The following is a 21,446-nucleotide window of genomic DNA, read 5'->3' on the forward strand; positions in this document are numbered from 1 at the left end:
CCACCACCCCGACGGCAGGCTGCAGGTGAACGTACTACCGGTTCATCACACGTACGCATGGGCCGATGTCACAGATGGCCCCAATGCGGGTACGTACGTTCGCATGACGCCCACCGCCACCTATCGTCTGCAGCTTCACTCCGACTTCCCCTTCTCGGCCGCCGAGGAGGCGGTGCCCCATCTGGCCGCTCTCGGGGTCTCGCATCTGCATCTGTCACCCGTGCTCGAAGCCGTGCCGGGCTCCCAGCACGGGTACGACGTCGTCGACCACGCGCGCGTGCGGGCCGAACTCGGCGGCGAGGAGGGACTGCGGGCGCTGGCCCGCACGGCCGCCGCGCACGGTCTCGGCCTGATTCTGGACATCGTGCCGAACCATATGGCCGTACCGGCGCCCGAGAGCCTGAACCGACCGCTGTGGGAGGTGCTGAGGGAGGGGCCGGGATCGCCGTACGCCCGGTGGTTCGACATCGACTGGGAGGGCGGCGGCGGCAAGGTGCTGCTGCCCGTCCTGGCGCACCGGCTCGGTGACGAGCTGGAGGACCTGACGGTCGACGGCGAGACGCTTCGCTACTACGACCACACGTTCCCGCTGCGCGAGGGCACGGCGAGCCTGCCGATGCCCGAACTGCTGGACGCCCAGTGGTACCGGCTCGGCTGGTGGCGGCTGGCCCGCACCGAGCTGAACTACCGCCGCTTCTTCACCATCTCGGAGCTGATCGGGGTGAGGGTGGAGGACCCCGAGGTCTTCGCGGCCTCGCACGCGAAGATCCTGGAGCTCGTACGGGACGGGGTGGTGGAAGGGCTGCGCATCGACCACCCGGACGGCCTGGCCGACCCGGAGGCGTATCTGCGGCGCCTCGGTGAGGCGGTCGGGGGCCGCTGGACGGTCGTGGAGAAGATCCTGACCGGGCCTGAGCGGCTGCCCGCCGAATGGCCCGTCGCGGGTACGACGGGGTACGACGCGCTGTACCGGATCGACGGCCTGTTCACCGATCCGGACGGTACCGGGGAACTGACCGCTCACTACCGCGATTTCGCGGGCCCCGCCGGGGACCGGGGCGGCTACTGGGAAGCGACAGTACGACGGTCGGCGTACAAGGTGCTCACCCATGAGCTGGCCGCGGAGACCCGCTACCTGGTCCGTACGGCCGAACGGATCTGCGCGGCTGATCCCGCCCTGCGCGACTACGCGCCCTGGGCGCTGCGGACGGCCGTACGGGAGCTGCTGGTGCGCGTTCCCGTGTACCGCCCGTACGTGACGGCGGGCGGGCCCTGTCCTGAGAGCGCCGAGGCCGCCGTTCCGGTGGAGGCGGCGCGGCAGGCGAAGGCGGCGTTCGCGGTGCGGGAGGAGGCGGCGGTCGTCGATGTGGTGCGCGATCTGGCGCTGGGGAAGCTGGGCGGGGGGCCGGACCGGGCGGCGTTCTGCGCGCGGTTCGCGCAGACCGCGTCGGCGCTGCGGGCGAAGTCGGTGGAGGACACGGCCTTCTACCGGTACACGCCGCTGATCTCGGCGAACGAGGTGGGCGGCGAACCGGGAGCGCCCTCGGTGAGTCCGGCGGACTTCCACGCGTTCTGTGAGCGGCTGGCGCGCGACTGGCCGGCCACCGGCACCGTACTGTCCACGCACGACACGAAGCGCAGCGCCGACGTGCGCGCGCGGATCGCGGTGCTGTCCGAGTGCCCGCAGCGGTGGGCCCGGCTCCTCGCCGGGCTGGCCCCGGTCCCCGCCCCCGACGCGCACCTCGCGTGGACGGCCTGGCAGACGGCTCTCGGCTTCGGGGAGCCGGACGCGGAGCGGCTGACGGCCGCGCTGCTGAAGTCCGTACGGGAGGCGGGGCTGCACACCAGCTGGACCGAGCAGGACGCCGGGTACGAGCAGGCGGTGGCCGACTTCGTGGCGGCGGGCCCCGCCGGGCCGCCGTTCGAGACGGTGGCGAAGTTCGCGCGGGATCTCGGTCCGTACGTACGGGCCAATGTGCTCGGGGCCGCGCTGCTGCATCTGACGATGCCGGGGGTGCCGGACCTCTACCAGGGCACGGAGCGGGAGCTCCGCGCCCTGGTGGACCCGGACAACCGGCGCCCTGTCGACTTCACGCCGCCCGCCGCGGACGAGGACGGGCTTTCCGCGGAGAAGTACGCCGTGACGGTGGCGGCGCTCGGTCTGCGGCGGACGCGCCCCGAGGTCTTCGGCGAGTCGGGGACGTACACGCCGCTGACAGCCGCGGGCCCGGCCGCGGACCACTGCGTGGCGTTCTGCCGCTCCGGTCAGACCGTCACGGCCGTCACCCGCCTGTCGCTGCGCCTGGCGGAGGCGGGCGGCTGGCGGGACACGGAACTGGCACTGCCGGAGGGGAGGTGGGGGGACGTGCTGGCGCCGGGGCGGGAGTTCACGGGATCGGTCCGAGTGGCCGACCTCTTCACGGAACGCCCGGTGTCACTCCTGACCCGAAAGCAACCGTAACGACGCCTCCTGCGGAGCTCCTCCCCTACCCCCGCTGTGACGCTTTGTGGCTCCGCCGCGTGGGGCAGGCTCCAGAACCCGGACCCTACGGTCGGGTCCTCAAACGCCGGACAGGCTGGAAGTGGCTGAGCACCATCCAGCCCCTCCGGCGTTTGAGGACCCGGAATTTCCGTGCGGCCACGCGTCACACAGCACATCCGCGAACGCCGCCGCCGCGCCCGTGAGGTCGACGCGGGAGAAGACCGTCAGGGCGCGCCGCCAGGGCGGGTCGACCGGGAGCACCACGCAGTCCTCGCCCACAGCCCCCCGCACGACGTGCGACGGCGCGGTGGCGACCCCCACACCGGCCGCGGCCATGCGGACCGCCGTCGAGGTGTGCTCGGTGCGTACCGCCGTGCGCGGTACGAAGCCGGCCTCGGCGCAGGCCCAGTCGAGGAACCGCTGCCCGTCGATCACCGCTTCCATCGCGCACCGCACCCAGGTGCGGTCGGCCAGCTCCGTCAGGCGTACCGACGTACGGCCCGCGAGGCGGTCGTCGAAGGCGACGACCAGCACGATCTCCTCCTCACCGACCGGCACCACGGGGCCCTGCCACTGGCGCGACGGGGCCGGACCGACCGCGAGATCGGCGACGCCCCGTTCCAGTCGCTCCTCCAGCGCCTCGGTCGTCGCGTACTCGTGCAGGACCAGGGCCACGCCCGGGTGGGCGCGTCGCCAGCGGGCGAAGACGTCGGGGAGGATGCCGACGGCGACCGAGTGGAGGGTGGCGATGTGCAGCTCGCCGCCCTCGGCCCCGGCGGCGGCCCTGGCGGCACGCTGAGCCTGGACGGCGCTGCGCACAGCGATTTCGGCGTGCGGCAGGAAGGCGCGGCCCATCACGGTCAGCCTTACGCCGCGCGGCATGCGTTCCAGCAGCGCGCCGCCCACCGACTTCTCCAGGGCCTTGATCTGATGCGAGAGGGCGGGCTGCGTGACGTGCAGTCGCTCAGCGGCCCTCGTGAAGGACTCCTCCTCGACGACCGTGACGAAGTACTCCATCTGCCGCAGGCTCATCCGGTCGCCCACTCCCTCCCATAAGCACAGTGCATCGATGCCAGAGAAACATTGCCTTGGACTCATGGCAAGGGTCGGCGGACGCTGATGTCATGACTGAAGCTCATGAAACCGATGTGATCGTGATCGGCGGCGGCACCGGCGGTTACAGCACCGCCCTGCGCGCCGCGTCCCTCGGCCTGAAGGTCGTCCTGGTGGAGCGGGACAAGGTGGGCGGTACGTGCCTGCACCGTGGCTGTGTCCCCAGCAAGGCGATGCTGCACGCCGCCGAACTCGTCGACGGCATCGCGGAGGCGCGGGAGCGGTGGGGGGTGAAGGCGACGCTGGAGTCGGTGGACTGGCCGGCGCTGGTGGCCACCAGGGACGACATCGTGTCCCGCAACCACAAGGGCGTCGAGGGGCACCTGTCGCACGCCGGAGTGGAAGTGGTGCGGGGCAGCGCGCGGTTGACCGGCGCCCGGAGTGTACAGGTGGAAGGCGGAGGCGGCGGCGCCTTCACCGCGCGCCGCGGCATCGTCCTGGCGACCGGGTCCCGGCCCCGTACGCTGCCGGGTCTGCCCCCGGACGGGAGCCGCGTAGTGACCAGCGACGACGCGCTGTTCGCGCCCGGGCTGCCGGCGTCCGTACTGGTGCTCGGCGGTGGCGCGATCGGCGTGGAGTACGCCTCGTTCCACCGTTCCATGGGCGCCGAGGTCACCCTGATCGAGGCCGCCGACCGGCTCGTGCCGCTCGAAGACGCCGATGTTTCCCGTCACTTGACGCGGGGCCTGAAGAAGCGCGGCATCGACGTGCGGGTGGGCGCGCGGCTGCTGGACGTGACGGTGCTCGACGACGGTGTACGGGCGGATGTCCGCACCTCGCGCGGCGAGACCTCCACGGTCGAGGCCGCGCGGCTGCTGGTCGCCGTGGGCCGCGCCCCCGTGACCGACGGTCTCGGTCTGGCGGCGGCCGGACTGGCCACCGACGAGCGCGGCTTCGTCGTGCCCGCCGACTGGTCCCGGCTGGAGACGGCCGTAGCGGGCATCCATGTGCTCGGTGACCTCCTGCCGTCGCCCTCGCTCGGGCTGGCCCACGCCTCGTTCGCGGAGGGTCTGCTGGTGGCCGAGACGCTGGCGGGTCTCGGCTCGCCGCCCGTGGACTACGCGGCGGTTCCCCGGGTCACGTACTCCTCGCCGCAGACCGCCTCGGTGGGTCTGAGCGAGGCCGAGGCACGGGGCCGCGACCACGACGTGGTGGTCAACACCATGCCCCTGACCGCGGTGGCCAAGGGCATGGTGCACGGTCAGGGCGGCGTGGTGAAGGTCGTGGCCGCGCGCGGCGGGCAGGTGCTCGGCGTCCATCTCGTGGGACCGCACGTCTCCGAGATGATCGCCGAGAGCCAGCTGATCGTCGGCTGGGACGCCGAGCCCGCCGACGTGGCCCGCCACATCCACGCCCACCCGACGCTCTCCGAGGCGGTCGGTGAAACCTTCCTCACCCTCGCGGGGCGGGCGTTGCATCAGCGGTAGCCGGGCGGGCGGGAGAGGTCGCCGGGCCGGGCCTCGGGGGCGGGCGGGGTGGCTGGCGGGCGGGTCCAGCAGCGGTCGCCACGGACTCCCCTGCGGTCAACCCCACCCCGGCCCTGCGGGCAGCCTCAGCGTGCGGACAGCCGGAAAGTCATCCGGCCGAAGCTGACCTGGTCCCCGTCCCGCACCAGGACCGCTCCCGTGACCCGTCGCCCGTTGACGGACGTCCCGTTGGTCGAGCCGAGGTCGCGCAGGGTCCACATGCCGCCCCGCGCGGACAGTTCGGCGTGCACGCGCGAGACCGTCTCGTGGCTGAGCCGCAGTCCGTTCGCGGGGTCGCGCCCGATCCTCAGCGGGTACGGACCCGGCTCGGGGAGCAGCAGCTTCGGCAGCCGCTCCGACTGCCACGCCCTGCGCAGCCGCACCGTGAACGCCGACGCCCGCTCCACGACGCCGAACAGCCCCCGCGCCCAGCGGCTGTCGGTCTCCAGATCGGAGGTGAGTACGGCCAGTTCGTCGGACCGGCGGGCGACGAGGGCGAGTTCCATCCGGCGTATGAAGGTGTCGTGCGACAACTTGCCCTGGGCCGCGCCTTCTCTGAGCACCCCCAGCACACGGTCGCGCTCGGCGTCGGACAGCCGAGCGGGATACGTGTGGAACTCGAAGGAGGACGTCACAGCCTGATTGTCGGGCCGACTGGGCACAAGTGTCCAGAAGAAGAGGTCATCCCTCACGACCTGACCTGCGCATACGAATCGGACGACACATTGGGGCACTCGGCCGACATGGCCTGGAGCTGACGATTTACCGGCGGATCATGCCCGCCTGAAGCACCATGGGTGGCGGCATCGTCGACGAGAGGGGCCGCCAGTGCGGTTCGAGGTGTGGGCACCGAATGCCGAGCGGGCAGAGCTTCAGCTGGCGGGTGGCACGTACGCCATGGAGCGCGATCCGGCGCGGGACGGGTGGTGGACGGCGGACGCCGACGCGGGTGACGGGGCGCGTTACGGCTTCTCCCTGGACGGCGGCCCCGTCCTGCCCGACCCGCGCTCCCGCCGCCAGCCGGACGGCCCCGACGGCCTCAGCGCCGTCGTGGACCACAACGCCCATGAGTGGCGGACGGATTGGCCGGGCGGCGCCCCACTGGCGGGCGCGGTCCTCTACGAGCTGCACATCGGTACGTACACCCCGGAGGGCACCTTCGACGCCGCCGCCCGGCGGCTCGGCCATCTGGTGGAGCTGGGCGTCACCCACGTCGAGGTGATGCCCGTGTGCCCGTTCCCGGGAACGCACGGCTGGGGGTACGAGGGCGTGTCGCTGTGGGCCGTGCACGAGCCGTACGGCGGCCCGGAAGGACTCAAGCGCTTCGTCGACGCGGCGCACGGCCTCGGTCTCGGCGTCGTGCTCGACGTCGTCCACAACCACCTCGGCCCCTCCGGCAACTACCTGCCCCTCTTCGGCCCGTACTTCACGGACACCCACCACACCCCCTGGGGCTCGGCCGTCAACCTCGACGCACCGGGGTCCGACGAGGTACGCGCGTATCTGCTCGGCAGCGCGCTCGCCTGGCTGCGCGACTATCGCGTCGACGGACTGCGGCTCGACGCGGTCCACGCCCTCGCCGACACCCGCGCGCTGACGTTCCTCGAAGAGCTGTCCACGGCCGTCGACACGCTCTCCGCCGAGGTGGGCAGAACACTCTTCCTGATCGCCGAGTCCGACCAGGGGGACCCACGCACGACGGCCCCGCGCGAGTCGTGGGGGCTCGGTCTGCACGCTCAGTGGAACGACGATTTCCACCACGCGCTGCACACCGCCCTCACCGGCGAGTCCCAGGGCTACTACGCCGACTTCGCCCGCGCTCCCCTCGGCGCGCTCGCCAAGACGCTGACCCGCGTGTTCTTCCACGACGGTACGTATTCGACGTTCCGGGGACGCGTTCACGGCCGCTGCGTGGACCGCACGAAAACCGCCGCGCACCGCTTCCTCGGTTACGCACAGACGCACGACCAGATCGGCAACCGGGCCCTGGGAGACCGCCTCTCCGCCACCCTCTCCCCCGGCCTGCTCGCCTGCGCCGCCACGCTTGTCCTCACCGGCCCGTACGTCCCCATGCTCTTCATGGGCGAGGAGTGGGCGGCCCGCACCCCCTGGCAGTTCTTCACCGACCACACCGACCCGCAGCTCGCGCAGGCCGTACGGGAGGGCAGGAGGCGGGAGTTCGCCGCGCACGGCTGGGCCGAGGAGGACATTCCCGACCCGCAGGACCCACGGACCAGGGAACGCTCCTGCCTGGACTGGTCGGAGCAGGAGAACGAGCCGCACGCGCGCGTGCTGGCCTGGTACCGCGAGCTGATCGCGCTGCGTCGCGAGCGGCCCGACCTCGCCGACCCGGACCTGGCGGCGGTCAAGGTCGCGTACGACGAGGCCGCACGCTGGCTGGCGCTGCGGCGCGGCGACATCCGCGTCGCGGTGAACCTGTCGAAGACGCCCGCCACGATCCGCCTCGGCCGCAACGGCCTGAGCCGCGTACTGGCGGCCTGGGAGCCGGTCGACGCACCGGGCGCCGACGGGCTGCTGCGCCTGCCGCCGGAGTCCTGTGTCGTACTGGGCCCCGCCGGAAGCTGACCGGACCACAGCACCGCCGGCAGGACGGCCGGCAGTGGGTCTCAGCCGACGACCGCCATCTCGCGGGCCGTCGTGTTGAGGCGGCGCCCGCCGTCCTGCGTGACGGTCACGATGTCCTCGATGCGTACGCCGAAGCGCCCCGGAAGGTAGATGCCGGGCTCGATGGAGAAGCACATGCCGGGTACGAGCGGCTGCCGCTCGCCCTCGATCATGTACGGCGGTTCGTGCGTGGTCACGCCGATGCCGTGTCCGGTGCGGTGGATGAACCGGTCGCCGTACCCGGCCTCGGTGATGACCGCGCGCGCCACCCGGTCCACGTCCTGGCAGGCGATGCCGGGCCGCACCGCCTCGAACGCCGCCTGCTGCGCCTCCCGTACGACATCGTGGACGCGCTGTTCCTCGGCGCTGGGGCCGTCGCCGACATGGACCGTACGGGAGGTGTCGGAGCCGTAACCGTGCTTGAGGCCGCCGAAGTCGAGGACGACCGTGTCGCCCCGCTCGATGACGCGCTCGCCGGCCTCGTGGTGCGGGTTGGCGCCGTTGGGGCCGCTGCCGACGACCGTGAAGTCCACCTGCTCGTGACCGAACTGGGTGAGCAGGTGGGCGAGTTCCGCGGCCACCTCGGTCTCGCGCCGCCCGGAGAAGCGGACCCTGAGGATCTCCTCGTACGTCGCGTCCGCGGCGGCGCCCGCCGCCTCCAGCCGGGCCAGCTCGGCCGGGTCCTTGACGGCCCGCAGCATGGGCAGGGCGGCGGTCAGCGACACGTACGAGGTGCTGGGCAGTGCCTGCTGGAGGGCGAGCAGATGCATCGCCCAGGTGTTGTCGCTCACCGCGAAGCGGCCGTTGGAGGCGAGGAGCGGCGCGGTGACGGCGTACGGGTCCTTGCCGTCCGTCCAGTCGCGCAGGGTCAACGCGGCGGCTCCGGCGGCCTGCTCGGCGTCCGGTGCCTCCAGGGTCGGCACGACGAGTACGGGGTCCTGTTCCGCGGACAGGACGAGCAGCGTCAGCCGTTCGGTGTCCGCCGGGGGGTGGTAGCCGGTGAGGTGGACCAGGTCGGGTCCGGGCGCCACGAGTACGCCGTCGAGGCCGGCTTCGGCGGCCGACCGGACCGCGCGGTCCATCCGGGCGCGGTAGTCGTCGGCGGTGAAGGGCGCGGGGGCGGGCGCGGACGCGGCGGCCGGCGGGGACACGGACGCGGGTGCCGATGCGGGTGCGGAAGGCCGGGGCGCGGAGGACATGGCCTCATCCTGCCCGGCGCCCGGCGTCCCCGCCAGCCTATTGTGGAGCGGCCTCAGGGCCTGTCCGGCCCGGGGGCGAGCGTCACGACGAGGTCGGCGCGGTCCCGACCCTCTGCGACCAGGCGTGCGTTGGCCTCGTCCGACGCGTGGACGAAGCGCTCGGCGGCCGGGCGTGGCTTGCCGAAGCGTTCGTGCCGGTCCACGAGGCGGCGTACCCGCTCCTCCTGGCCGAGTTCCAGGTACCAGGCCTCGTCGAGCAGGTCCCGTACCAGTGCCCAGGGGCCCTCGTCGTGCAGCAGGTAGTTGCCCTCGGTGACGACGAGCGGTACGTCGTGCGGGCCCGGCACCGCGATGCTGCCGGCCACGGGTTCCTCGATTGCCCGGTCGAAGACGGGTGCGTAGACGACGGTGTCCCGTGAACCAGGCGTGCGCAGCCGCGCCAGCAGGGCGGCGTACCCGGAGGCGTCGAACGTGTCGGGTGCGCCCTTGCGGTCCGTACGCCCGAGGCGCTCCAGCTCGGCTCCGGCGAGGTGGAAGCCGTCCATGGGGACGAGTACGGCGAGTCCGTCGAGGTGGTCGACCAGGTGCGCGGCGAGGGTGGACTTGCCTGCTCCGGGCGGCCCGGCGATGCCGAGGATCCGGCGGCGGCCGGGGGTGACGAGACGGCGGGCGCGGTCAACGAGGCGGTGCGGTTCCATGCGGGCATTGTGACGGCGGAAGGGGCGTGGGGTAGGAAGAAGCCCATGCCGCACATCGCTCTCGTCACCCTGGTCGTCCGTGACTACGACGACGCCATCGCCTTCTACACCGGCGCCCTCGGCTTCGAACTGGCCGAGGACACCGACCGCGGCGACGGCTCCCGCTGGGTCGTCGTACGTCCGCCCGGGTCCGCGGCCGGTACGGGGCTGCTGCTGGCCCGCGCGAAGGACGACGCGCAGCTCGCGCGGGTCGGCGGGCAGACGGGCGGGCGCGTCGGTTTCTTCCTGCACACCGAGGACTTCGCGCGCGATCATGCCCGGATGACTGCGGCGGGCGTCCGCTTCCTGGAGGAGCCGCGCCATGAGGCGTACGGCTCGGTCGCCGTCTTCGAGGACCTGTACGGCAACCGCTGGGACCTTCTCCAGCCCGCCTGAGGGCAGGCCGCGGGGGGTAGGACCGGATAGGACGCCGGACGACCGGCCGCGCTGGGTATCACCGAGGTGACCGGCCCGGACGACGTCCGCCGCACCCGCCCCACCATCGGAGTCACCTCATGCATGACGACCGAAGCATCGTGGAACACCGTCTGCGCCGCGTCCTCACGGAGCGCGTCAAGCCCGCCGTACGCTCCCGGCCGCTGCCGATGACCATCGAGAAGTGGGAGGTCCCCGGCGAGCCGGTCCCGGTGGCGCAGGGCCTGTCGGCCGGGTACGAACCGGCTGCGGCGGGTCAGCCGTGGGGCCCGGCGTGGGGCACCACGTGGTTCAGGGTCACGGGGCGGGTGCCGGACGAGTGGCGGGGCCGTACCGTCGAGGCCGTCATCGACCTCGGCTTCGACCGGCGGATGCCGGGCTTCCAGTGCGAAGGCCTGGTGTACCGTCCCGGCGGAGAGGCCGTGAAAGCCCTCAACCCGTTCAACGACTGGGTGCGGATCGCAGACCCGGCCGAGGGCGGCGAGGAGGTGCTGCTGTACGTCGAGGCCGCCTCCAATCCGGTGCTGGCCGGCCAGACGCCGACGTACGAGGGAGACAGGCTGACCTCGTCCGCCGAACCGCTGTACCGCGTCGGGCGCATGGACCTGGTGGTGTTCGAGGCCGAGGTGTGGGAGCTGGTCCAGGACCTGGAGGTGCTGGGTTCGCTGATGACCGAGCTGGCGGAGAGCGACGCGCGCCGCTGGGAGATCCTGCGGGCGGTCGAACGCGCGCTGGACGCCGTCGACCTGGCCGATGTCGCGGGTACGGCCGCCCGCGCCCGTGCGGAGCTGACCGGCGTCCTCGCCTCCCCCGCGAACGCGTCCGCGCACCGCGTCAGTGCCGTCGGGCACGCGCACATCGACTCGGCGTGGCTGTGGCCGCTGCGCGAGACGGTACGGAAGGTGGCCCGTACCTGCTCGAACATGGTGGCCCTGATGGACACCCACCCGGATTTCGTCTTCGCGATGTCGCAGGCGCAGCAGCTCGCCTGGATCAAGGAGCACCGGCCGGAAGTGTTCGCGAAGGTGCGCGAGAAGATCGAGAACGGGCAGTTCGTTCCGGTCGGCGGCATGTGGGTGGAGTCGGACACCAATATGGTGGGCGGGGAGGCGATGGCCCGTCAGTTCCTGTACGGGAAGAAATTCTTCCGCGACGAATTCGGCATCGAAACGGAAGAAGTCTGGCTGCCGGACTCCTTCGGCTACACGGCGGCGATGCCGCAACTCGTCAAGCTGTCGGGCTCGAAGTGGTTCCTGACGCAGAAGATCTCGTGGAGCCAGTCGAACAAGTTCCCGCACCACACCTTCTGGTGGGAGGGCATCGACGGCACGCGCGTCTTCACGCATTTCCCTCCCGTCGATACGTACAACTCCGACCTGGGCGGCGCCCAGATGGCGCACGCGGCCCGCAACTACCGGGAGAAGGGCCGGGCTTCGCGCTCCCTCGTCCCCTTCGGGTGGGGGGACGGCGGCGGCGGACCCACGCGCGAGATGCTGGCGCGGGCGCAGCGCCTGCGGGACCTGGAGGGGTCGCCGAGGGTGTCGGTGGAGAGGCCTGCGGCCTTCTTCGCGAAGGCGGAGGCGGAGTATCCGGACGCGCCGGTGTGGGCGGGCGAGCTGTATCTGGAGCTGCACCGCGGTACGTACACCTCGCAGGCCAAGACCAAACAGGGCAACCGGCACAGCGAGTCGCTGCTGCGGGAGGCGGAACTGTGGTCGGCGACGGCGGCGGTGCGCGTCCCCGGCTTCCCGTACCCGTACGACGACCTGGAGCGGATCTGGAAGACGGTCCTGCTGCACCAGTTCCACGACATCCTGCCGGGCTCGTCGATCGCGTGGGTGCACCGGGAGGCGCGGGATACGTACGCGCGGGTGCGGGAGGAGCTGGAGGCGATCACAGCGGCGGCGCAGAGGGCACTGGCGGGCGAGGGATCGTCGGCGGTCACCTTCAACTCCGCACCCCATGCCCGCCGTTCGGTCCCGCCGGGCGGTGCGGCGGCCACCCCGTCGTACCGTACGTCGGACCCGGTGACGGCGGTGAGCCTCGAATCCGGCGGCTACGCGCTCGCCAACGGCCTGCTGCGGATCGTCGTCGACGCGCGGGGGCTCATCGTCTCGGCGTACGACGTCGGGGCGGCGCGGGAGGCGGTGGCGCCCGGCCGGGCGGCGAACCTGCTCCAGGTCCACCCGGACTTCCCGAACATGTGGGACGCGTGGGACGTCGACGAGTTCTACCGCCACAACGTCACCGACCTGGTGGACGCCGACAGCGTGACCCTCACCGAGTCGGCGGACGACCGGGCGGTGGTGACGGTCTCGCGCTCCTTCGGCGACTCGGCAGCCGTACAGCGCCTCACCCTCCGCTCGGGCGCGAAGGTCCTGGACATCGAGACGGACGTGGACTGGCACGAGACGGAGAAATTCCTGAAGGCGGCCTTCCCGCTCGATGTGAAGGCCGACAGGTCGGCCGCCGAGACGCAGTTCGGGCACGTTTTCCGCGCCACGCACACCAACACCTCGTGGGATGCGGCCAAGTTCGAGATCTGCGCGCACCGGTGGATCCAGGTGGAGGAGCCGGGCTGGGGCGCGGCGATCGTCAACGATTCGACGTACGGCCATGACGTGACCCGCACGGTACGGGAGGACGGCGGCCAGACCACGACCGTCCGCCTCTCCCTTCTCCGCGCCCCGCGCTACCCGGACCCGGCGACCGACCAGGGTGCCCACCGCCTGCGCTTCGCCCTGGCGCCGGGCGCGACGGTCGTCGACGCGGTGCGTGAGGGGCACTGGATCAACCTGCCCGAGCGTACGGTCAGGGGCGCCGGCACCCCTGTCGAGCCGCTGGTCACGTCGGACGACGCCCGCGTCGTCGTGGAGGCGGTGAAACTGGCGGAGGACCGCGGCGGCGATGTGATCGTGCGCCTCTACGAGGCGGCGGGCGGCCGCGCCTCGACCACGCTCACGCCCGGCTTCCCGGTCACGTCCGTGACAGCGACGGACCTGCTGGAGCGCCCCCTGGCGGACGCACCGGCGTACGAACTCGACGAGGACGGCTCACTGGAGGTGACCCTGCGCCCGTTCCAGATCCTGACGCTGCGTCTGGGTACGTGAGAGCGTCGGTCCACGGAGTCCGGGAAGCTCAGCACAGCCAGGCCGCCACCGGGCGTAAAAGCGTCGCACGCCACACACTCAGGCCGTAGCATCCGGCCACGTGACCTCCCAAGAGCTACACCACCGCTCCGTCGTGGCCGATACCCACAACGACCTGCTCATCGCGGTCACCGCCCGGCCGCCACGCCGCTGGGCGGGCTTCTTCCGCGAGCAGTGGCTGCCGCAGCTTCGCGACGGCGGTGTGGACCTCCAGGTGCTGCCGGTCTTCATTGAGGACCGGTTCCGCCCGGAAGGCGCCCTCCGCGAGACCCTGCGCATGATCGAGTGCGCGCACACACTGGCCGAGGGCAACGCGAACGACGTACGGCTGTGCCTCGACGGCGCCGACATCGACGCGGCCTCAGCGAGGGGAAGATCGCCCTGGTCCTGGCGCTGGAGAGCGCACCCGGCATCGACACGAACGTAGAACTCCTCCCGACGCTTCACCGCCTGGGCATACGGATTGCCTCCCTCGCCCACTGGGGCCGTACGCCGCTGGCCGACGGCAGCGGCGAGGACGCCACCGGAAGCCGCCTCACGGAGGCGGGGGTCGAGGCCCTGGCCGAGATGGAACGCCTCGGCATCCTCTTCGACGTATCGCACCTGAGCGCCTCCGGCGTCGCCCACGTCCTCGAACTGGCCACCCGCCCCGTCCTGGCCACCCACTCCTCCGCCCGCGCCCTGCGCGACCACCACCGCAACCTCACCGACGCCCAGCTCCGGGGCATCGCCGCGACCGGTGGCACGGTGTGCGTGAACTTCCTGCCGGAGTTCCTGGCCGACGACCCGGCCGCGTGCACGCCGGACCGGCTGGTGGACCACATCGCGCACATCACCGAGGTCGCGGGCACCGACCACGTGGGCCTGGGCCCGGACTTCATCCAGGAGGTGATCGGCGACACCACCCCACCGTGCTGCGAGCCCGACTACGCCTTCCCGTGGTCCATCGTCGGCATCGAGGGGCCCCGCGGCCTGCCCCTGGTCACGGAGGCACTGCTGTCCCTCGGCGTACCGGAGGACACCGTCCGCAAGATCCTCGGCGACAACGTCCTCACCCTCTTCCGCAAGGAACTGGGCCGCCGGGCCTAGCAGTCGACGGCGGGCAGCCTGCTGCCTTGATCGCCGCGCGGCGCAGGCGTACCGCCTTGGCCCTGCGGTCGGCGAGCGCGGTGAGCATTCCTGTGTCGTAGACCGGAACCCGGGCGGTCACGCCGCCCGGCCCGGCCGGGCAGCGGAACGGTCCGCACCGTAGACCAGGCCAAGGGCCTCTTCGACCTCCCGGTGTCTCAGGCCTCGTCCGGGGTCAGGCGAAGCGAGATCGAGTTGATGCAGTACCGCTCGTCCGTGGGGGTCGGGTAGCCCTCGCCCTCGAAGACGTGGCCCAGGTGCGAGCCGCACTTCGCGCAGCGGACCTCCGTGCGGGTCATGCCGTGGGAGGTGTCGGCGATCAGTTCGACCGCGTCCGTGTCCTTCGGGTCGTAGAACGACGGCCAGCCGCAGTGCGACTCGAACTTCGTGTCGGAGCGGAAGAGTTCCGCCCCGCAGGCGCGGCAGGAGTAGACGCCGGCCGTCTTCGTGTCCGTGTACTCACCGACGAAGGCGGGCTCCGTGCCGGCCTGGCGCAGGACGGCGTACTCGGCCGGGGTCAGTTCCGCGCGCCACTGCTCGTCGGGCTTGTCGACGTCGTACGACATGGTGCGCTCCCTCAGTTCGACAGGCGGGCCAGGATGGCCGGGCCGAGGTCCGTGACGTCACCCGCGCCCATCGTGAGAACAAGATCGCCCGGCTTCGCCATTCCCGCGATCACGTCGGGGACCGTCGCCTTGTCGGCGACCGGTGTCACGTCGGCGCCGGCCCTGCGGGCCGCGTCGGTGATCAGCGCGCTGGTGACGCCGGGGATCGGGTCCTCGCGGGCCGGGTAGATGTCCAGGACCAGCGAGGCGTCCGCGAGGGCCAGGGCCTGGCCCATCTCGGTGGCCAGCTCCTGGGTGCGGGAGAAGAGGTGGGGTTGGAAGACGACCAGGAGACGGCCCGAGGAGGAGTCGGACGCCGTCGCGCCGCGCATGGCCTCCAGGTCGGCGGTCATCTCGGTCGGGTGGTGGGCGTACGAGTCGATGACCTGTACGCCGTTCTCCTCGCCCTTGAGCTGGAGGCGGCGCTTGACGCCGGTGTACTTGCCGAGGGCCGAGGCCAGGTTGTGCGCCGGGATGCCGAGGGCCACGCCCGCGGCCAGGGCCGCTACCGCGTTGTGGGCGTAGTGGCTGCCGGGGACCGAGACGGTGAAAGTGAGGTAGCGGCCGTCGAGGAGGACCGTGACCTCGCTGGTCAGGCCGCGCGGGGTGACCTTGTGCACGCGTACGTCGGCCGACGGGGAGTCGCCGTACGTGACGATCTTGAGGGTGGAGAGGTCGCGGAGGCGGGAGGTGAGCTCTACCGCTCCGGGCTGGTCCGCGGAGATCACGAGCGTGCCGCCGGGGACGACCTTGCCGGCGAAGGTCTCGAACGAGTCGTAGATCTCGTCCATCGAGGCGTAATTGGCGTGGTGGTCCAGTTCGACGTTGAGGACGATCGCGACCTCGGGGTCGTACTTCTGGAAGCTGCGGTCGCTCTCGTCCGCCTCGGCGACGAAGATGTCCCCGGCCCCGTGGCGGGCGTTCGTGCCGGGGCCTTCCAGGTCGCCGCCGATCGCGTACGACGGGTCGAGGCCGAGTTCGGTCAGGGCGACCGCCAGCATCGAGGTCGTCGTCGTCTTGCCGTGCGTGCCCGCTACGGCGATGGCCCGCAGGCCGCCCATCAGGGAGGCCAGCGCGTCGGAGCGGTGCACGACGGGGATGCCCAGTTCGGCGGCGCGGACCAGCTCGGGGTTGTCGGCGCGGATGGCGCTGGAGACGACGACGCAGGTCGCGTCGTCCGCCAGGTGCCCGGCGGCGTGGCCGATGTGGACCGTGGCGCCCAGCGCGCGCAGCGACTCGGCGGTGGCGGACTCGCGTGAGTCGCTGCCCGCGACCCGTGCGCCGCGCTGGGCGAGGATCTTCGCGATCCCCGACATCCCGGCGCCGCCGATGCCGATGAAGTGCGGTCGGTCCATGGCGGTGGGAAGGCCGGGTGCCATACGTATGTCTCCCAAGGTGTGACGTGTGAGCGGTGCCCCAGCCTATTCGTTGTGGGAGAAGAGCTTGAGCACCGGTACGCCGACCTTGTGACGGGCGCGCGAGGCCCAGTCCCGGTGGAAGAACTCCTCGACGTAGTGCGGCGCGGTCAGGACGATCACCTCGTCGGCTCCCGTCTCGGACACGACCGACTTGAGGAGGTCCAGCGGATGCTCCTCGACGACCTGGCCCACGGCTTCGTGGCCGTGCGCCCGCAGCGCTTCGAGGCTTTTCTCCAGGCCACGCTGTGCGAGGGGCTTGGCCTCCTCGCCGCGGGGCTCGTCGGCCTCCCGTACCGCTTCCTCGACCTGGCCGAGCGCTACGTCGTCGATGGCGCGCAGGAGTACGTCCGCCTGGTCGCCACGGGGCTGCATCAGGACGACGAAGGAGACGCCTTCGTCGCCGTGAAGGGTGCTGACGAACTCCACGTCGACGGACGACAGTGGCTTCTCGATCATCAATACGCTCGTGAACACGACGGGCGCCCTTCTCTGTCTTCTTGGGCCGGCGCTTCTGGGTAGCGCCGCCGGCCCCCTGCGGAAACCATCCTTCCCCGTGCCCGCACGGGACGCTGCGTGAATAAGTGTGCCCAGCGAAAGCTAAGCGGAACGGTGAATTCCGCTGCCGGTCAGATCCGACGGTACTGGGTGAAAAGGAACCCGGCCTCCTCCAGGACGGACGCCAGTGCGAATCGCTTGGGGACCGCCACAGCGGGCCCGTCCGCGATCCGCTGGGCGCGGCCCGCCGTGAGCATGGGCGACACGGTGAGGCACAGCTCGTCCAGTACCCCGGCCGCGATGAACTGCGCCAGCAGCCGCGGCCCGCCTTCGGTGAGCAACCGGGTGAGCCCGCGCTCCACCAGCGCCTCCACCGCGCGCTGCGGGTCCACCGCCGCCCCGTCCCCGACCACCAGGACCTCGGCCCCGGCCTCCCTGGCCGCGCGGATGCCGTCGAGGGGAGCCGTGGCGCCGGTCAGTACGAGGGTCGGCACGAGGGGCGACGTAAAGAGCGGAAGGGAGAAGTCCAGGTTCAGGCTCGCGCTGACCACCGCGATGGCGGGCGCCGGGCCCTGGCCCGCCGCCGCTCTGCGCCGCGCGAAGGCCTCGCGCGCACGGGCCGGCCGGTAACCCTCCAGGCGTACCGTTTCCGCACCCACGATCACCACGTCGGCGAGGGCGCGCAGCGTGCCGAAAATCCGCATGTCGGTGTCGGAGGAGATCGGCTGCGAGCGGCCCTCGTGCTGGGCGGCGCCGTCGAGCGAGGACACCATGTTGGCCCGCAGCCAGGCCCCCGAGGTCCCCCGCTCCTTCGGATACGCGTAGGCGTCGGCCAGCTCGTCGAGGCCCCACTCACCGTCGGCGGCGGAGGCGGCGGAGACTGTTTCGTCGGTCACAGGGAACAGGCGTCGCATGCCGAGCAGTGTGGCACGGAGCCTGCGGGGGCGTCTTCGGGCCCGACGGGCAGGCAGGACCCGCGTACGGACCGGGCGGGCCCGCGGGATCGCCGTCCGGACCGGGCGGGCCCGCAGGAGCCGCGTCCGGGCCAGACGGGACGCGGGAGCCGGCGCCCCGCCCTGATCCGGCCCGGCCGGAACAGCACCCCCTAGACTTGAGCCCCGTGTCGTCCTCCACCACCGCTCATGGGTCCGCTCCCATAGCCGAAGCGGCCCCCCTGTCCTTGTGCGCACGCGAACCGCACGTCCCCGCCGACCGCCTGGTCGCCGAGATGGTGCCGCCGCCACGCTTCGACTCGGTGCGCTTCGCGACGTACGTACCGGACCCGAACCAGCCGAGCCAGAGCGAGGCGGTCCAGGTCCTGAGCACCTTCGCCGCCGGTCTCGGCGGCGCGACGGCGGTCGGCGGGGGCAAGCGGCGCTGGTTCGACTTCGCGAAGAAGCCCGCCGCGCCCACCGCGCCGCGCGGCGTCTACCTCGACGGCGGGTACGGCGTCGGCAAGACCCACCTGCTCGCCTCCCTCTGGCACGCCACGCCCGCGCCCCGTGAGCTCAAGGCCTTCGGCACCTTCGTCGAGCTGACGAACCTGGTCGGCGCGCTCGGCTTCCAGCAGACCGTGCAGACGCTGAGCGGGCACCGCCTCCTGTGCATCGACGAATTCGAGCTCGACGATCCGGGCGACACCGTGCTGGTGTCCTCGCTGCTGCGCAGGCTCGTCGAGGCGGGCGTCGCGCTCGCCGCCACCTCCAACACCCTGCCCGGCAAGCTCGGCGAGGGCCGCTTCGCCGCGGCCGACTTCCTGCGCGAGATCCAGGGCCTGTCGGCCCACTTCCGGCCGCTGCGCATCGACGGCGAGGACTACCGCCACCGCGGGCTGCCCGAGGCCCCTCCCCCGTACTCCGACGAGCAGGTCACCAGGACGGCGTACGCCACCGAGGGCGCCAGCCTCGACGACTTCCCCCTGCTGCTCGACCACCTCGCCAAGGTCCACCCGAGCCGCTACGGCGCTCTCACGGACGACGTCCGGGCCGTCTGCCTCACCGATGTGCGTCCAGTGCCGGACCAGTCGACGGCACTGCGGCTCGTCGTGCTCGCCGACCGGCTGTACGACCGGGAGGTGCCGGTACTGGCCTCCGGGCTGCCGTTCGACCGGCTGTTCAGTGAAGAGATGCTGAACGGCGGCTACCGGAAGAAGTACTTCCGGGCGATCTCCCGGCTGACCGCGCTGGCGCGCGACGCGCAGGGCTTGATCGCGCAGTAGGTTGGGCCTGGATCACCGTCCGCGAGAAGGGCTTTCGACATGGCTGCAACGCGTCAGGCACACACCGTCTGGGAAGGCGACCTGTTCAAGGGCACGGGTACCGTGACCTTCGATTCGTCGGGCATCGGCGAGTACGCCGTCTCCTGGCCCGCCCGTACCGAGGAGGCGAACCGCAAGACCAGCCCCGAGGAGCTGATCGCCGCCGCCCAGTCGAGCTGCTACAACATGGCGTTCTCGAACGTGCTCGCCAAGGCCGGCAACCCGCCGACCCGCCTGAACACCAAGGCCGAGGTCACTTTCGTGCCGGGCGAGGGCATCACCCGCATCCACCTCACCGTGCAGGGCGAGGTCCCCGGCATGGACGAGGCGGCCTTCGTCAAGGCGGCCGAGGAAGGCAAGGCGAACTGCCCGGTCAGCCAGGCGCTGGCGGGTACGACGATCACGCTGAGCGCGTCGCTCGTCTGAAACCGGGGCGAACGCGCCGGACCGGCGCGCTGATTGAGGTGGTGTGGCCCGCATGGTTCACGTGAGATCACTCGCGTGCTACACACGTGCGGGTCACACGTTCCTGTCCGCCAGCAGGGAGTTACCCCATGTCTGAAACAGCCTCATCGTCCGCGTCACGCCGGCAGGTCCTGGCCCGTGCGGGCGCCCTGGGCGTCGGTGTCGCGTTCGCCGGGTCGGTGTCGGAGATCTTCGCCGGCACGGCCGCCGCCCAGGGACTGGGCCGCAGCGGTTACGGACCGCTCGTGCCCGACCCGAACGGGCTCCTGGACCTGCCCAAGGGCTTCCGCTACAAGGTCCTCTCCCGTGAGGGCCGTCCGCTGCGCTCGGGCGAGGGCAAGGTCCCCTCGAACCACGACGGCATGAGCGCCTTCAGAGGCCATCACGGCCGCGTCCACCTCGTCCGGAACCACGAGAACCGCCACACCGCCAAGCTCGGTGTCCCGACGGTCGAGGGTCTGACCTACGACCCGGCGGCCAAGGGCGGCTGCACGGCCATCGCTCTGGACGGCCGCAACAACGTCCTCGACGAGCGCGTCGCCATCGCCGGTACGGCCGTCAACTGCGCGGGCGGGCCCACCCCTTGGAACACGTGGCTCACCTGCGAGGAGACCGAGGAAAAGGCGGGCACCAACGGCTACACCAAGGACCACGGCTTCATCTTCGAGGTCGACCCCGTGGACCCGCGCCGCTCCGGCGCCGTGCCGCTCACCGCGATGGGCCGCTTCCAGCACGAGGCGATCGCTGTCGACCCCCGCAGCGGCATCGTGTACGAGACGGAGGACGCGTTCGACCGGCCCTTCGGCCTCTTCTACCGCTTCCTGCCCGAGAAGCCGCTCGGCGGCCCCGGCTCGCTGCGCGCGGGCGGCGCGCTGGAGGCGATGCGCGTTCCCGGCGTACCGGACCTGTCGGTGGTCCAGGAGACCGGCGCGAGCTTCAGCGGCATCGAGTGGGTGCCCGTACCGGACCCGCTGGCCGAGGAGACGCCGATCCGGCTCCAGGACTTCGGCAGGAAGGGCATCACGCACGCCCAGAAACTGGAGGGCTGCTACTGGGGCGACAACGCCGTCTACTTCGTCTCCAGCTTCGCGCGCAGCGCGGAGGGCTCGGCGGCCGACCACTTCGGGCAGGTGTGGAAGTACGAGCCGCACAAGCGGCGCCTCACCCTGGTCGTGGTCTTCGGCCCGAGTACGGACATCCGGCTGCCCGGCGAGTCCCCCGACAACATCTGCCTGGCGCCGCGCGGCGGCCTGATGGTGTGCGAGGACGGCAACGGCGCGCAGCACGTATTCGGGCTGACGAAGCGCGGCGAGGTGTACCCGATGGCACGCGGCCGGCAGAACATCGGCACGCCCGAGCAACCGGAGTGGGGCGAGTTCGCGGGCGTCACGTTCTCACCGGACTGGGCGACGATGTACGTGAACTGCTATACGCCGGGTACGACGTTCGCCGTAATGGGGCCGTTCCACGGCTGAGTGAGCGGACGCTGAGCAGGAGGGGGCGGGCCGCACCGGCGACGCCGTTGGTTAATTCGGCCCCTGTTTCGCCCCGCTGAGTGTCAGCTCAGCGGGGCGAAGTGCTGCGAAGTGGCTGGTGCGGGTGCGGGCTCGGGGTGTTTTAGTGAGGTGGGCATCGATGCGGGCGAGGTTGATGGCGGCGCCGGTCAGCTGGTGCTGGAGGCTTGTCTTCGCGAGACCTCGGTAACGGGATCTTCGCAGGCCACAGCGTTGAACTCCTTGTGAGATGGTGCCTTCGACCCCGGCACGGATCTTGTAACGGTCCTTCCAGGCATCGGTTTGCTGCTCGGCCCGGCTGTGTCGGATGACCTCGTGTTCTTCCTGGGGTCGCAGCATGATCTCCCGGCGCTGGCCG

At 71.6% G+C, this 21,446-nt stretch carries 17 protein-coding genes and 1 pseudogene; 9 read left to right on the top strand and 9 right to left on the bottom strand.

The window, feature by feature from the left end; all coding sequences use genetic code 11:
- The first annotated feature begins 103 nt into the window (after positions 1-103).
- Positions 104-2,461 (top strand): malto-oligosyltrehalose synthase, encoded by a 2,358-nt coding sequence (gene treY / locus G412_RS0127510; RefSeq protein ID WP_028814886.1) that lies wholly within the window; start codon positions 104-106, stop codon positions 2,459-2,461.
- A 99-nt stretch (positions 2,462-2,560) separates the two neighbouring features.
- Here treY and G412_RS0127515 read toward each other — a convergent pair whose 3' ends face one another.
- Positions 2,561-3,514, bottom strand: a complete 954-nt coding sequence (locus tag G412_RS0127515; RefSeq protein ID WP_028814887.1) for a LysR family transcriptional regulator — start codon at positions 3,512-3,514, stop codon at positions 2,561-2,563.
- A gap of 92 nt (positions 3,515-3,606) precedes the next feature.
- Here G412_RS0127515 and lpdA point away from each other — a divergent pair, with 92 nt between their 5' ends.
- Positions 3,607-5,022, top strand: coding sequence for a dihydrolipoyl dehydrogenase (gene lpdA / locus G412_RS0127520; protein ID WP_028814888.1), 1,416 nt, complete (start codon positions 3,607-3,609; stop codon positions 5,020-5,022).
- 125 nt (positions 5,023-5,147) lie between these two features.
- Here lpdA and G412_RS0127525 read toward each other — a convergent pair whose 3' ends face one another.
- Positions 5,148-5,696, bottom strand: coding sequence for a DUF1707 and FHA domain-containing protein (locus G412_RS0127525; protein WP_028814889.1), 549 nt, complete (start codon positions 5,694-5,696; stop codon positions 5,148-5,150).
- Positions 5,697-5,889: 193 nt separating this feature from the next.
- Here G412_RS0127525 and treZ point away from each other — a divergent pair, with 193 nt between their 5' ends.
- Positions 5,890-7,647: a malto-oligosyltrehalose trehalohydrolase gene (treZ, locus tag G412_RS0127530; RefSeq protein WP_028814890.1), complete on the top strand. Its 1,758-nt coding sequence runs from the start codon at positions 5,890-5,892 to the stop codon at positions 7,645-7,647.
- 41 nt (positions 7,648-7,688) lie between these two features.
- On the opposite strand, the gene G412_RS0127535 is transcribed toward treZ, so the two are convergent.
- Together G412_RS0127535 and G412_RS0127540 are read right to left on the bottom strand one after the other, a co-directional pair.
- The gene (locus tag G412_RS0127535) at positions 7,689-8,768 is read right to left on the bottom strand and encodes a M24 family metallopeptidase (protein ID WP_051338653.1); all 1,080 of its coding nucleotides are present in this window, start codon (positions 8,766-8,768) and stop codon (positions 7,689-7,691) included.
- A gap of 170 nt (positions 8,769-8,938) precedes the next feature.
- Positions 8,939-9,583, bottom strand: coding sequence for a nucleoside/nucleotide kinase family protein (locus tag G412_RS0127540; RefSeq protein WP_028814892.1), 645 nt, complete (start codon positions 9,581-9,583; stop codon positions 8,939-8,941).
- Between the two features lie 45 nt (positions 9,584-9,628).
- Here G412_RS0127540 and G412_RS0127545 point away from each other — a divergent pair, with 45 nt between their 5' ends.
- The 3 genes and pseudogenes from G412_RS0127545 (at position 9,629) to G412_RS36230 (ending at position 14,295) form a co-directional block, all read left to right on the top strand.
- A complete protein-coding gene (locus G412_RS0127545; protein WP_028814893.1) occupies positions 9,629-10,018 on the top strand; it encodes a VOC family protein in 390 nt (129 codons plus the stop codon).
- 119 nt (positions 10,019-10,137) lie between these two features.
- Positions 10,138-13,167, top strand: a complete 3,030-nt coding sequence (locus tag G412_RS0127550) for an alpha-mannosidase (RefSeq protein WP_028814894.1) — start codon at positions 10,138-10,140, stop codon at positions 13,165-13,167.
- A 100-nt stretch (positions 13,168-13,267) separates the two neighbouring features.
- A pseudogene (locus G412_RS36230) lies at positions 13,268-14,295 on the top strand (dipeptidase).
- 197 nt (positions 14,296-14,492) lie between these two features.
- Here the strand turns inward: G412_RS36230 and msrB are convergent.
- The 4 genes from msrB to G412_RS0127575 all read right to left on the bottom strand — a co-directional run bounded on the left by msrB (position 14,493) and on the right by G412_RS0127575 (position 17,766).
- Complete coding sequence (gene msrB / locus G412_RS0127560; protein ID WP_028814895.1) at positions 14,493-14,900, bottom strand: peptide-methionine (R)-S-oxide reductase MsrB; 408 nt, start codon at positions 14,898-14,900, stop codon at positions 14,493-14,495.
- Positions 14,901-14,911: 11 nt separating this feature from the next.
- On the bottom strand, positions 14,912-16,318 hold the full coding sequence (gene murC, locus G412_RS0127565) for a UDP-N-acetylmuramate--L-alanine ligase (protein ID WP_028814896.1): 1,407 nt from the start codon (positions 16,316-16,318) through the stop codon (positions 14,912-14,914).
- Positions 16,319-16,360: 42 nt separating this feature from the next.
- Entirely contained in the window at positions 16,361-16,831 is a 471-nt protein-coding gene (locus G412_RS0127570) for a hypothetical protein (RefSeq protein WP_028814897.1), read from the bottom strand.
- Positions 16,832-16,983: 152 nt separating this feature from the next.
- Entirely contained in the window at positions 16,984-17,766 is a 783-nt protein-coding gene (locus tag G412_RS0127575; RefSeq protein ID WP_028814898.1) for a pyrimidine reductase family protein, read from the bottom strand.
- A 206-nt stretch (positions 17,767-17,972) separates the two neighbouring features.
- Between G412_RS0127575 and zapE the strand changes: the two genes are divergently transcribed.
- The 3 genes from zapE to G412_RS0127590 all read left to right on the top strand — a co-directional run bounded on the left by zapE (position 17,973) and on the right by G412_RS0127590 (position 21,049).
- Entirely contained in the window at positions 17,973-19,070 is a 1,098-nt protein-coding gene (gene zapE, locus G412_RS0127580) for a cell division protein ZapE (RefSeq protein WP_028814899.1), read from the top strand.
- Positions 19,071-19,109: 39 nt separating this feature from the next.
- On the top strand, positions 19,110-19,535 hold the full coding sequence (locus G412_RS0127585; RefSeq protein WP_028814900.1) for an OsmC family protein: 426 nt from the start codon (positions 19,110-19,112) through the stop codon (positions 19,533-19,535).
- A gap of 128 nt (positions 19,536-19,663) precedes the next feature.
- On the top strand, positions 19,664-21,049 hold the full coding sequence (locus G412_RS0127590; protein ID WP_028814901.1) for an alkaline phosphatase PhoX: 1,386 nt from the start codon (positions 19,664-19,666) through the stop codon (positions 21,047-21,049).
- A gap of 51 nt (positions 21,050-21,100) precedes the next feature.
- Here the strand turns inward: G412_RS0127590 and G412_RS38555 are convergent.
- The coding region (locus G412_RS38555) for a transposase (RefSeq protein ID WP_208857941.1) at positions 21,101-21,446 on the bottom strand (346 nt) is incomplete at its 5' end.

This window comes from Streptomyces flavidovirens DSM 40150 (assembly GCF_000429085.1).
GTDB lineage: Bacteria > Actinomycetota > Actinomycetes > Streptomycetales > Streptomycetaceae > Streptomyces > Streptomyces flavidovirens.